Source organism: Flavobacterium sp. UW10123 (assembly GCF_040538975.1).
GTDB lineage: Bacteria > Bacteroidota > Bacteroidia > Flavobacteriales > Flavobacteriaceae > Flavobacterium.
Window position 1 is genome coordinate 41,536 of record NZ_JBEWQE010000005.1, and the last position, 14,456, is coordinate 55,991.

The 14,456-nt window shown below is 37.1% G+C and carries 8 protein-coding genes; 4 read left to right on the forward strand and 4 right to left on the reverse strand.

Annotated elements, in window-relative coordinates:
• Positions 1-50 precede the first annotated feature (50 nt).
• From ABXT06_RS07360 to ABXT06_RS07375, 4 genes are all read left to right on the forward strand, one after another.
• Positions 51-1,178: an ABC transporter substrate-binding protein gene (locus tag ABXT06_RS07360; RefSeq protein ID WP_354590153.1), complete on the forward strand. Its 1,128-nt coding sequence runs from the start codon at positions 51-53 to the stop codon at positions 1,176-1,178.
• Between the two features lie 14 nt (positions 1,179-1,192).
• A complete protein-coding gene (locus ABXT06_RS07365) occupies positions 1,193-9,001 on the forward strand; it encodes an MBG domain-containing protein (RefSeq protein ID WP_354590154.1) in 7,809 nt (2,602 codons plus the stop codon).
• 29 nt (positions 9,002-9,030) lie between these two features.
• A complete protein-coding gene (locus tag ABXT06_RS07370) occupies positions 9,031-10,350 on the forward strand; it encodes an OmpA family protein (RefSeq protein ID WP_354590155.1) in 1,320 nt (439 codons plus the stop codon).
• 242 nt (positions 10,351-10,592) lie between these two features.
• A complete protein-coding gene (locus ABXT06_RS07375) occupies positions 10,593-11,189 on the forward strand; it encodes a Crp/Fnr family transcriptional regulator (protein WP_354590156.1) in 597 nt (198 codons plus the stop codon).
• Between the two features lie 140 nt (positions 11,190-11,329).
• On the opposite strand, the gene ABXT06_RS07380 is transcribed toward ABXT06_RS07375, so the two are convergent.
• Genes ABXT06_RS07380 through ABXT06_RS07395 form a run of 4 tightly spaced genes read right to left on the reverse strand, consistent with a single transcriptional unit; the run spans position 11,330 to position 14,433 of the window.
• Positions 11,330-11,701, reverse strand: coding sequence for a group III truncated hemoglobin (locus ABXT06_RS07380; RefSeq protein ID WP_354590157.1), 372 nt, complete (start codon positions 11,699-11,701; stop codon positions 11,330-11,332).
• 29 nt (positions 11,702-11,730) lie between these two features.
• Positions 11,731-12,498 carry an ABC transporter permease subunit gene (locus tag ABXT06_RS07385; RefSeq protein WP_354590158.1) on the reverse strand — a complete coding sequence of 256 codons (768 nt, stop codon included), beginning with the start codon at positions 12,496-12,498 and terminating at the stop codon, positions 11,731-11,733.
• Positions 12,482-13,204: an ABC transporter ATP-binding protein gene (locus ABXT06_RS07390; protein ID WP_354590159.1), complete on the reverse strand. Its 723-nt coding sequence runs from the start codon at positions 13,202-13,204 to the stop codon at positions 12,482-12,484. The genes ABXT06_RS07385 and ABXT06_RS07390 overlap by 17 nt, the downstream gene beginning before the upstream one ends.
• Positions 13,201-14,433 (reverse strand): nitrous oxide reductase family maturation protein NosD, encoded by a 1,233-nt coding sequence (locus ABXT06_RS07395; protein ID WP_354590160.1) that lies wholly within the window; start codon positions 14,431-14,433, stop codon positions 13,201-13,203. The genes ABXT06_RS07390 and ABXT06_RS07395 overlap by 4 nt, the downstream gene beginning before the upstream one ends.
• Between the last annotated feature and the right edge of the window lie 23 nt (positions 14,434-14,456).

A 14,456-nucleotide genomic window follows, 5' to 3' on the forward strand; every position in this document is an offset into this window, starting at 1 on the left:
AACTTAAAATAGAGGCAAAAAAAATGCCTCTATTTTTTATATATAATTTTATGAATAACGACGTTAAAATAGGAATTTTAATATCAAAGTCTCAACAGTACCCTTCGCTAGATAAAGATTTTATAAGAGGTTTAAAACTAAATAATCTAAATGTAAAATTTTATGTAGAAAGCATTGGTATTGGTGCTAATGAGAAACTAATAATTGACAAAATACAGAAACTTAATTTTCAAGAAGATATATCAATTATAATTGGTTTCCTTGGGCATCATAATATGTCAGATGTTTATCAATATGCTTCTAATAATGACATCTTATTGTTGGCAGCAGATTTGGGAGCAACAATTCCTTATCAATCTACATACAAAGGCATATATATAAACTCTTTGGGATTAACTGAATCTTGCTATCATTTGGGCAGATATTTTTCTAATAAAAAATATAAAATAGCAACTTCTACGTCTTTTTATGATTCGGGATATGGGATGCTATATGCTTTAGAATATGCTTTTAAGGAGCAAAATCATTTTACAGGACATTATATAACTCCTTTTAATCCTAGAGAAAATGAAGCCTCTTATATGGATGAAATTATAAATACGAAGCAGCCTAATGCTGTTTTTGCTTTTTATAGCGGTCTATACGCAGAAGAGAATGCTGATTTTATGAAACAAAATAAAATCACTCAAAAATATCCTTTTTATGTCACACCTTTTTTTATCAATGATAAAATTTTGGATGACTATAAAAATAATCCTCATGAACTTTATGTAGTGAGCACATGGATGCAGCATGATACTGATGCAACAGATTTCACTTCAAATTATAAAGAAGTTTATAATGAAAGCCCTTCTCTATTTTCAATTCTAGGTTATGAAAACGGACTGATATTAAAGCATATGCTTTTAAATGCAGCGAATTTAAAAACGAGCTCTTTAATGGAGGCAATTCATAAATTAAATATTGAGGGCCCTAGAGGCCCTATTCGATTTGACAAAGACACCAACCGAACATTATTCAATCATTTTATATACCAATTAACCTTGGATTCTTTTAATACTGTAAGCTTTAAAAAAATTGAAACATTGATAAACGATGGGGATTTTATTAAGGCTTTTGCCTCACTTACAAAACCTGAGCATATAGGAGGCTGGGACAATGCTTATCTATGTCACTAACTAAATTTTTTGTTATGAAAAAAAAATTACTTTTATTTTTTACGTTCTTTTGCATCTTTGGTTTGCACCAAAATATAAAAGGACAGACTTTAGCACCAGGTGATATCGCTTTCCTGGGCTTCAATAGCAATCCGCTGGATGGTTTTTCTTTTATTGTATTAAAAGACCTGCCAGGAGGAACGGTAATTTATTTTACTGAAAGAGGATGGAACGGTACAGCTTGGGTATTAGGAAGTACAGAATCACATCTTAAATGGACTGTACCGTCATTCACTCCTGTAGGCACAATTGTTTCTATAATGGAAACTACTGACAATATATTTACAGTAACTGGAACATCTGGTATTGGTTATGCACCAGGTTTTACAGGATTCAGTCTATCTTCTGGAGGTGACCAAATATTGGCTTATCAGTCAGCAACTGGTGCTGCTGAACCAGCTTCACCTACATTTATTGCTGGTATTCATTCAGACTATAATTCTGGTGATTATAACGGTACAACTAAATGGAACAATACTGGCACAACTGGAGGAAACTCAAGTACTGTACCAGAAGGTTTAGAGAATGGCAAAACGTGCATTTCTTTATTCCCTGCACCTGGTCCGGAACACGCTAACGCAAAATATAATGGCACTTTAACTGGCAATGTTGCTGATTTATTGCTCAGTATAAATAATCCTGCAAATTGGCTTGTTGACACAACTGATAATGTCAATTTTCAAATAACAGCCGCTAACTATAATACTCCAAATATAACTCTTGTCGTTGCACCAACAGTAAGCACTACAACTCCCGTAACAAACTATGGAGCCCTCACTGCTACATTAGGTGGTTCAAACAATGATGGTGGCGGTACGATACTGAGTAGAGGTATTGTTTGGTCTCTCTTTCCAAACCCTGTTATTGGCGGTTCGAATGTAACAAATTTGTCGGCAAGTATTGGTACTGGCCCTTTTAGTGTAAATGCAACTTCACTTCCTTCGGGAACTACTATACATTATGCGGCTTATGCATCGAATTCAGCTGGAATTACTTATGGTACTCCCGCATCATTTTCGACAAATACACCATTATCTGCTACACAGTCACAAAAAAATGCTTGCAGTGGCGTTAATAACGGAACCGCGACGGTAACTCCTTCAGGAGGAAAAATGCCTTACACTTATGCATGGTCTACTGGTTCGACTGCAGCAACAGTAACAGGTTTAATGCCATCTAATTATTCTGTTAATATAACAGATGCAGAAGGAACTTTGATAACCAAAACCTTTACTATAGGACAAGATTCGGCTATACAAGGACCCTATACGGTTACTAATGTCTCGTGCTTTGGAGGAAATAATGGATCCATAGATCTTACACCTACAGGAGGCAGCGGATCTTATACGTATAACTGGGGAGGCGGAATAACAACACAGGATAGAACAAATCTTGCTGCTGGCTCTTATTCTGTTACTATTACCGATTCTAACAATTGTAGCGTGGTCATCAGTAATATTGCAGTTGGCCAGCCTACAGCAGCGCTTAACGGAACAACAGTTATAACTAATGTATTATGCAATGGAGCGAACACAGGAGCTATAAATCTTACTCCAACTGGAGGTACAGGACCTTATACTTTTAACTGGGTAGGTGGCCCATCTACCGAAGATAGAACTGGACTTGTTGCAGGTACTTATACCGTTACTATTACTGATGCTAACAGTTGTTCAGTAACTTTAAACGGCATTCAAGTAAGTCAACCTGCTGCAATTTCTTCTGCTAGTATAGTCGTAACTCATGTGGCGTGTTTTGGAAATAATACAGGAGCTATAAACCTTACTCCAACAGGAGGAGTTGGCCCTTATACTTTTGTGTGGAGTGATGGCCCAACTACAGAAGATAGAACAGGACTTTTAGCGGGTACTTATACCGTAACTATAACTGATGCTAATTCTTGTTCAAAAACATTACCTGGTATTACAATCAATCAGCCTTCTTCTGCCTTGGGAGGTACTGCAATCCCAACAGATGTTTCATGTTTTGGAGGATCTAATGGTAGTATAAACCTAACTCCTACTGGAGGTGTTAGCCCTTATACCTTTAATTGGGTAGGTGGCGCATCTACCGAAGATAGAACTGGACTTGTTGCAGGTACTTATGCAGTTACTATTACGGATGCCAATGGCTGTACGGCAACAATAAGCAATATTGCAGTAGGTCAACCTGCTGCACCGCTTGATGGCACAGTAACTGTAACTCCTATACTTTGTAATGGAAACAATACGGGAGCCATAAACCTTACGCCAACTGGTGGTACAGCACCTTATACATTTGACTGGGGTGGCGGAGTAACCACTGAAGACAGAACAGGACTTGCAGCTGGCACTTATTCAGTTACTATTACTGACAATCATGGCTGCACTAAAACAATAGCTGGCATACAAGTATCACAACCTCCAGCTATTGCTACCACAACTGCCATAACACACATTGCTTGTAATGGTGCGGCAACAGGAACAATAAACATTACACCATCTGGAGGTGTTGGACCTTATACTTTCTTATGGAATGACGGAGTAACAAATGAGGACAGAACAGGACTTACAGCTGGCACATACTCTGTTACAATTACTGATAATAGCTCGTGCAGTAAAACTTTCAACAACATCACAGTTGGTGAACCTTCAGCACTTTCAGGAAACATATCAGTTAATAATGTTTCTTGCAACGGAGGGTCAAACGGTTCTATTGGTCTTACCGTTACAGGAGGTGTATCTCCTTACACCTATAGCTGGACTGGTGGAGTAACATCACAAAACAGATCTGGACTTGTGGCAGGTACATACACTGTTACTATTACCGATAGCAATTCTTGTACTAAAACTATTAGTGATATTCTTGTAAGTCAGCCGCCTGCCCTTGTTACAAGCATTGAGCAAAACAATGTTTCTTGTAACGGAGGATCAAATGGTACGGCTACCGTTAATGTTTTGGGAGGAGCGGGCAACTATACCTACCAATGGACTCCTACTGGAGGAAACGCAGCAACAGCAACCGGTCTTCAAGCAGGAACTTATACGGTAACTGTAACAGATGGCAACGCTTGTGTCAAAACTCAAGATGTTACCATTTCAGAACCGGCAGTTTTAAGCGCCACACAAACACAAACAGATGTTTTATGTAATGGCGGATCAACAGGAACAGCAACTGTTAACCCACTTGGAGGTGCTGGAGACTATACCTATGCATGGACTCCTACTGGAGGAAGTGCTGCTACAGCTACTGGACTTGCAGCTGGAACTTATACTTGTCAAATTACAGACAAGAACGGCTGTTTTATTTCTAAAAGTTTTACTATAAACCAACCATCTGCTTTAGATGCCACTACATCTCAAACAGATGCGACTTGTTCTGTTGGTGGAGAAGCTACAGTATTTCCTTCTGGAGGTGTGGGAGGCTATACCTATTCTTGGTCGCCTTCTGGAGGTGCATCTGCTACTGCAAGCGGATTAACAGCTGGTACTTATAACTGTGTAATCACAGATGGGAATGGTTGTTCTATTATGAAAAGCGTTACCATCAATACAACCAATACCTTAGTTGCTAGTACTACTCAAGTAGATGTACTTTGCAATGGTGCAAATACGGGATCTATTACAGTTACTCCTTCGGGTGCTCCTGGACAGTTTACGTACGAGTGGACTCCTAACGTAGGAAGTACCGATACAGTAAACAACCTAACTGCTGGAAACTATTCTGTAAAAATTATTGCTGCGAATGGATGCTCTATTACAAAAGACTTCACAATAGTAGAACCATCAGCCATTATAATAACACCTGCATCACAATCAAATGTGAGTTGTAAGGGAGGAAGTAACGGATCTATAACTCCTGCTATAACTGGAGGAACAGGCGCACTGACCTACTCATGGAACACAAATCCGGAGCAAACATCTGCTACAGCAACTGGTCTTAAAGCAGGAACTTATACGCTAACTGTAACTGATGCAAACTCATGCACCAAAACACGCAATTTTACCATAACAGAACCTGATGCACTTACGGCAACAACATCTCAAACTGATGTTTCTTGTAATGGAGGTTCTAACGGATCTGCAACTGTAAATGTTACCGGAGGAACGGGACTTTATACATATTCTTGGTCACCATCAGGAGGAACTAATGCAACTGCAAGCGGATTATTGGCAGGAACTTATACAGTAACTATAAAAGATGCCAACCTATGTCAGACTACGGCAAGCGTAACTATTATAGAGCCATCTGCTCTTACCGCAACAATAGCCAAAACAGATGTTTTATGCAATCAGGCAAATAACGGAACAGCAACTGTAACTCCTTCTGGAGGAACTGGAACTTATACCTATTCTTGGTCTCCGTCTGGAGGAACTGCCGCAACAGCAACTGGATTAAGTCCAAACACTTATACTGTAACTGTAACCGATGAAAACGGGTGCTTTGTAACAGAGTCGGTACAAATTATAGAGCCTACAGCACTTTCTGCAACTGACACACATACAAATGTTTCTTGCAATGGAGGCAATAACGGTACTGCAACTGTAGTTGCAACTGGAGGAACTGGAGCCTACACTTACTCTTGGTCTCCGTCTGGAGGAAATGCGGCAACAGCAACAGGCCTTACTGCAGGAACATATACTGTAACGGTTACAGATGAAAACCTATGTTCTACTACGAATACCATTATCATTGCAGAACCGGATGCTTTAAGCATAACTGCAACTCCTGTAGCAGTATCTTGCCATAACGGAAGTAACGGCTCAGTTACTGTAAACGTAACTGGCGGTACGGGTGCTTACACCTATTCATGGTCTCCATCTGGAGGAAACGCTGCAACTGCAACTGGTCTTAATGCTGGAACTTATACCGTAACTGTTACAGATGCTAATTCATGTACAAAAGCAGAAAGTTTTATCATTTCAGAACCTGATCCACTCACGGCAACAACATCTCAAACCGATGTTTCTTGTAATGGAGAATCTAACGGCACTGCAACCGTAAATGTCACTGGGGGAACTGGAACTTACACTTATTCTTGGTCACCAGCTGGAGGAACTAATGCAACTGCCACTGGCCTTACTGCTGGAAACTATACGGTTACAATAAAAGATGCTAACTTATGCGAAACAACAGCTAGTGTTACTATTGCCGAGCCACTAGTCCTTACAGCAACAATAGCAAAAACAGATGTTTTATGCCATCAGGCTAGCAACGGAACAGCAACTGTAACTGCATCTGGAGGAACTGGAACTTACACATACTCTTGGTCTCCCTTTGGAGGAAATACTGCAACAGCGACTGGATTAAGTCCAAACACTTACACAGTAACTGTAACCGATGAAAATGGCTGCTTTGTAACAGAGTCGGTACAAATTACGGAACCCGACGCACTTACAGCAACAATAACAAAAACGGATGTTTTATGCAATCAGGCAAATAATGGGACAGCTAGTGTAGCTCCTTCTGGAGGGACTTTACCTTATAGCTATTCTTGGTCACCATCTGGAGGAAGTGATGCAATTGCTACTGGATTAAGTCCAAATACATATTCTGTTACAATTACCGACGCTAATGGATGTTCTATAACAGAAACGGTACAAATTAAAGAACCTGATCCACTTGTGGCAACAACATCTCAAACCGATGTTTCTTGCAACGGAACTTCTAACGGAACAGCAACTGTAAATGTCACTGGAGGAACTGGAACTTACACCTATTCTTGGTCACCAGCTGGAGGAACTAATTCTACTGCAACTGGCCTTACTGCTGGAACCTATACGGTTACAATAAAAGATGCTAACTTGTGCGAAACAACAGCTAGTGTTATTATTGCTGAGCCGTCTGCTCTTACGGCAATAATAGCCAAAACAGATGTTTTATGCAATCAAGCAAATAACGGAACAGCAACTGTAACTCCTTCTGGAGGAACTGGAACTTATACCTATTCTTGGTCACCATCGGGAGGAACAGCAGCAACAGCCACTGGATTAAGTCCAAACACTTACACTGTAACTGTAACCGATGAAAATGGATGTTTTGTAACAGAGTCTGTTCAAATTACAGAGCCTACAGTACTTTCAGCAACTGATTCGCATACAAATGTATCTTGTAAGGGAGGTAATAATGGTACCGCTTCAGTGGTTGCTAATGGAGGAACAGGAAGCTACAGTTATTTATGGGCGCCTTCTGGAGGAACGGCAGCAACTGCAACAGGTCTTACAGCAGGAGTTTACACCGTAACCGTAACAGATGAAAACTCTTGTACAGTTACCAACACCGTTACTATTACAGAGCCTGATGCTTTAACCTTAACTCCTACTCTTACAGCAGTTTCTTGCCATAACGGAAGCAACGGGTCAGCTGCAGTAAGTGTAACAGGCGGAACAGGAGCTTACTCCTACTCTTGGTCTCCATCAGGAGGAAATGCAGCAACTGCAACTGATCTTGTAGCTGGAACTTACACTGTAACTGTTACAGATGCTAATTCATGCTCAGCTTCTGCAACTGTTGAGGTAACTCAACCTGCTAATCCAGTTAATTTAAATACTGCAGTTGTATCTGGAATAACTACAACTGGCGCTTCATTATCGGGTACAGCATCTTCTGACGGAATTAACGTTGACAGTGGATCTTGTTTAACAGAAGTTGGTTTTGTATATGCACAGCACGCTAACCCTACTACAGCCGATACTAAAATTAATGTTACCACTGCATTAGGAACATTTACTAACTCTTTAACAGGCCTTAGAGGAAACAGAACATATTACGTAAGAACTTATGCTGTAAACAGTAATGGTTTTGTTAATTATGGTAACGAAGTAAGTTTTACAACGCAAAAATATACTCTTACTATAACTGCAGCAGCTGGACATACCAAAGTTTACGGTACAACTGATCCTGTATTCAATTATACCGCTTTAGGTTTTGCCAACGGAGATACAAATAGTATACTTACAGGTCTGCTTTCTAGAGATGCTGGAGAAAATGTTGGAAAATACAACATCAAACTAGGAACAATCAATGCAGGTGCAGATTACATAATCAATTTTACTGGTGCAAAATTTGAAATTACTAAAGCCAACCAAACGATTACTTGGAACCAAACTTTAGAATTTGGCTGTGCAGATTCAAACAATGTTACTTTAACTGCAACAACAGACAGCGGTTTACCAGTTTCTTATGCAATAGCAAATCTAGCATTGGGAACAATTTCTGGATCAACTTTAAACATTACGGGATCAGGAAACTCAACCATTACTGCAACGCAAATTGGAGATCAGAATCATAATGCTGCAACAGCCGTTGTTAAACCAATTGAAATAAGCCAATCTGGACTTGTTATACAGCAATGGGCTAATGTTTTGTTCTTTGATAATAAATCAAACAATTATGTAGCTTGGCAATGGTATAAAAACGGAACAGCTGTTTCTGGTGCAACTAAGCAGTATTATAGCGAACTACAGCCTCTAAACGGTACTTATTATGTAATTGCAAAAGACAAAAACGGAAACTCAATTAAATCTTGTCCAATTGAAACAACTGGAACAATTTTCACCAAGAAAATCAAAGTTTATCCAAACCCAGTTAAACCTAATGCCGAGTTTACTTTAGAGTGTGATTTTAGCGAATCTCAATTAAATGGATCTGAGGTGGTTATTTATGACATTGCAGGGAAATTAGTGCAGACTATTTCAAATGTAAAAGCCAAAAATCAAATTATCGCTCCATCACAGACAGCCTTATATATTGTTGTTCTTAAACTGGCTGATGGTCAGTTAAAAACAATCAACTTATTGGTTAAATAAAAATGAGATTTAATTTAAAATTACAAGCAATGAAAATTAAAGCCACCATAGCTATACTAACACTGTTTAGCGTCACGATAAAAGCACAAGAAATTAATTTTAAAATTAACGGCGGTCCGTCTGGAATTATATACGATAGCAATGTCGGAGACGGTAAACTAAAATTCGGAGGAGGAATAGGTGTTGGATACACCTATTTCTTCAGCGATCATTGGGGAATTTCAACTGGGGTCGATGTAACTTACAACCAAAATAGCTTTAAGCTGAATAACGGAACTACGATTTCAACTTATGAAGTCGATGACCAGACCTCTGCATTTGAGTATCAAGTAACTCCAACTAATTACAAAGAAGAGCAACATTTTATTGGTTTCGCAATTCCCTTAATGATGCAATACAGAACAGCGATTGCTTCTCAAACAGAATTGTATTTTGGATTTGGAGGAAAAATCATGTTTCCAGGAAAACAAACTGTAAAAGCTTCGGCTTCTGAGTTACAACTGAGCGGTTATTATCCTGATATTAATCTTTTGATTGATGATTTACCTTCTCACGGATTCGGTAAAGTAACCAACTGGCAAGATAAAACAACTGTAAGCTTAGATCCTGCTTTTATGTTAAGTTTTGAAACTGGCCTTACATTCAAACTAGCAGAAAAAACAAAGCTTTATACAGGTTTGTATGTTGATTATGGTTTAACCGATTTAGCAAAAGAAACTCCAAATACCAATATTGTTGCCTACAATCCGAGCGGACTTGATAATATTCAGGCAAACGGAACAGTTGGAAATAGCAAAATCGTTCAGGAAAGCCGTTACTTGTCTGCAGGTATTCAACTAAAATTAGGTTTTTCATTAGCTAAAGATAAACCAGAGCCTGTACAGCCAAAAGCAGAAACAGTTACTCAAACACAGACAGCTCCGGTTCAAAAAGAGGTTCCTGTACAGCAAAAAGTTGTAGAAACTCCTCCTGCTAAAACAGAATTGACAACAGAGGAAAGAAACTATATTGAGAAACAGCCTCTAGCATTCCAAGAAGTTGGAAATACAAGCGTAACTCCAGAATTGGCAACGAGATTGGATGAAATTGCTAAAATTCTAAAATCAAACAAAGACACAGATCTAAATATTACTGGATATACTTGTGATATAGGAACTGAAAAACGCAATCTTGAAATTGGAATGAAAAGAGCGCAGGCAGTTTCAGATTATCTGCAGAACAAAGGAATAGAGTTTAACCGTATGCATTTATTTTCAAAAGGAGAAAGCGAACCTTTGGTTCCAAATACTCCAGCAGAAAATAAACCTCTAAACAGAAGAGTTACACTTACGCTGATAGACACAAAATAATTTTTTTAAATTACAATTATAAAAGCATGACAAAAGAGTCCGTCTCTTTTTCATGCTTTTTCTTTTTTATTCTAGATCATACCAACTAATCCTAAAATTTCACTAGAGTATATTTTGATTCAAAAACATTTCAAAAGCTAACATTTATCATGTTTTCTTTTTTTCTTAATCCCTTTCTTTGCTTTAATTAAAACTAATCCAGACACTTAACCAATTCTTCGCAACGTATTAATTGTTTTGCCATGCATATTGATACTGATTTACTTTACACTTGGGGAGCTGTAGCTAAAAAGATTCCTAAAAACTCCATTATTTTCTTCGAAAATGACGCAGCCGTTTCCTATTTTCAAATTTTAGAAGGAACAGTAAAAATGAGTTATACCAACGAAGATGGCAAAGATTTAACGGTTGGCATTTTTAATGAAGGAAACAGTTTTGGCGAACCGCCTCTTTTTATCGGACAGCCCTACCCTGCTTCTGCAATTGCTCAAACAGATTGTGTCATTCTAAAATTATCCAAAACCAGCTTTTTTTCCTTTCTTGAAGAAAATCCAGAAATGCAATTTAAGGTGCTCAAATTATTTGCATGGAAAATCTATAACAAGATTGTTTTTTCTAAAAATATAGTCAATCATAAACCTGAATATCGCATTCAGTATTTTTTAGATAATTTAAAAAAACAAAACAATATAGCCACTTCAATAAGAATGAAAATTCCGTATACAAGACAAGAAATTGCCGATTTTACAGGCCTTCGTGTAGAAACCGTAATACGTACATTATCGCTTATGAGCAAGAACAAAAAAATTGAAATTATAGATCACAAATTATTTTATTAATTTGATGTCTTATGATTTGAGTCATACCAAAACAAGACGATTTTTTCTTTTTTTGCATCAAGGTTAAAAGAAATTATTAATTCAGTTCTAATATCTTTAAAAACTAAAAACGGGAACTTTTTTGAGTTCCCGTTTTTATATTAAAAAATGACTTTATTCATCATCCATTTTGAGATATTTTCTGCCCTAACTTTTATCTCATCTGCTTTTTCTCCTTCAAACAAATCATCTACGGTTTTTTTCCAAAGTTTGGTCCAATGCCTAAAATGAACTTCTGTAAGCGTACTTTTCTGGTCTAGCATGCGATGTTTCAACATAGGATTTCCGTCAAAATTTCCGGTATGAAACATAATATTATCCCAAAAATCATACATAATCGGAAGATGTTTCTCCCAATTTGTCATCGCAATTTCTGTAAACAAATATCCTATAGTCGCGTCTGTTTTTACTTTTAAATAAAAGGCGTCGACCAATACCGTTATATCATCTTTATTTCTAATATCTGTTTTCATATTTTTTGATTCTTAGTGAAAATAAAACATTAAAGATCTTTGCGGTCAAATTTCCTAATCGAAATTAGAAACGGAACAGCAATCCATAAAACGAGTAACAAAAAAGAAACAAACAAACCAATAGCGGTTCCAAAAAAATCTTTAAATATGGCTCCTGTATATCCCATCATAGCAGACTGATCCAAATGAAGCAATATCTGTATTCTGGCCAAGTCAATCGGACTAGAAGCTGTAATACCAACCATGGCTTCTTCGATTGGATATTCTGCAAATTGAAACAAAAGAAACAATACCAATGCATCAAACAATATAGCAAAATACATCCAAAATAAAATGGCCAAACCTATTCCTTTTGCTTTATCTCGAGTTAGAATACAACTCAAAAAAGCCAATGAAACAAAAACAATCGAAATTAAACTTCCCGACAAAAGCATCATTAAGCCTGCCATACCTGAAGCATTTAGCAAAAGCGGAATTCCTGCACCAAGAAAAAAAGCTAGAAACATTGCAATGGCAAGACCAGCAAACAAACTAATCCAAATTTTTTTTCTTTTAATGGGCTGGCTTAGCAAAAGCTCTATAAATTCTGAACTATTGTAAATGTAAATAGTCGAAAAAAGAATAGATACCAACGGAACTGTAAATAAAATGACATTCAAAATCGTCAGTAAACCTTTTGCCGTATTGTCTTCAAGCATAAAAGATCCCCAAGAAAGCAATGCCAGAATTAAGGCATAACTCACAATAATCTTATTTTTAAGAATATCCAATAAGACAATTTTAATTATTCTGTTCATGCTGTTTTTCTTTTAATATGGTAGCGATAGATTTTGAAATTTTAGTTTCCCCAGTTGATTCCAAAAGATCTTTTATTGTTTTATGAAAATGAACTTTTCCGTCCTGCATAAAAATAATCTGAGTAATCATATCGTCTAGTTCGCTTAACAAATGAGAAGTAATCAAGATTAATTTTCCTTTGTTTTTCTCTTTAATGATTTTCTCCTTCAAAATTTCTGCAGCCAGCGGATCTAGTCCTGCTGTAGGTTCATCCAGAATTAAAACGTCGGGATTAAAAAGAAAAGCCAATGTTGCGCTTACCTTCTGTGTTGTTCCGCCAGAGAGAGTTCGCATTTGTTTGTCACTCATTTTATCCAGTTTAAAACTATAGATTAAATCTTCATCCAACTCATCTTTAGAATTTCTAATTTGCTTGATCATGGCTATAATCTGGGCGATTGTCATATTATCTGGATAACGCCCAATTTGCGGCATATACCCTATTCGGTTTCGATATTCAAACTGCTTTAAAATAGATTCATCATGCAGCAAAATATCTCCGCTATCGGGCAGAACCATCCCTAAAACCGATTTTATCAAAGTTGTTTTTCCGCAACCATTCGGGCCAATAAGAGCAATGCATTCTCCTGCTTTAAACTCAAGGTTTACATCTTGCAAAACCTGAAGTCTGCCAAATTTTTTATTTATATTTTTTAAAGTAATCATAATACAAGAGATTTCATTTCGGGAGATTCATCAACAAAATTATCAGGCGTTATGCTCGGAAGGATTTTCTCTGATTTATCCAAAAGCGTAATCATAAAACTTCGGAACAAAAGCATCGCCGACGGATTATTCTCAGTAATAACAGCAAAAAGACTCAGCGGATGAAAAGGCACATCACCAATTCCGTCCCGATTTAAATCGTAGCCTTCATATTTATCCCAATAATTATTATTGAAATGATTTAGAACCAAACTTCCGTTAGTACTGATATCGAAAGTATTGGAAAGAAAATTATTAAACGAAATCACATTATCCATACAGCTTGCCTGCACTTTCATTCCCCAGCCATTATCTTTAAAAATGTTCCTTTCCAGTTTTACACGACTAGTTCCTTCCATATAAATTCCAGAAGTATTGCGGATAAATTTATTTCCAACAATATAGCTATCCGAAATTTCTTTGAGCAATAAACCATAAGCAGCGTCGCCCCAATTCTCTTCAAAATAATTGTTGAACATTTTTACATTTTTAGTAAACATAACCGCTACTCCCGCTCCATTATTTTTAAAAACATTGCCGATATAAGCATCATCATTAGAAAACATAAAGTGCAGTCCGTAGCGGATATTAGCTTTAGATATGTTTCGCCAAATAACCGAATTAGAAACAAACTCAAAATAAATTCCGTCCCGATGTCCAGAAATTTTATTCCCAATAATCTGCATATTCTCACTTTTCCAGCAATGAATTCCGTTTCCAATGCGTTGTTCCTCTTTTTGATACGCTTTTATGACATTATTTTTTACAATGCAGTTTGTGCCTTTTTGGACATAGATTCCGAAAAAATTATTCTCCAAAAAATTATCTTTTACGACAACTCCTGTTTTATTGTATATTTTAATTCCACACGGATCATTAAGTGAAGCATATCCTGAATTGATCACTTTAAATCCAGAAAAAACTACACTATCGGCTTTTATGGAAACTACTTCATATTTTAGCTGTCCGTCCAGAATTGGCAAGTTTTTTCCTTTAACAACTAATTTTTTATCTATACTAATGTTGCCTTCTCGATAAATGCCATTATTAACTATAATGGTGTCGCCAGACTTGGCAAGTTCAATTGCCTTTTTGATTGTTTTAACTGACTTATCTGAACCTACTTCAATCTTTTGAGACCAGAGACAATTAAAAAACAATAGGAATGAAAGGCAAATATGAAATTTCATGATTTAAGATTTTAATTAAGACA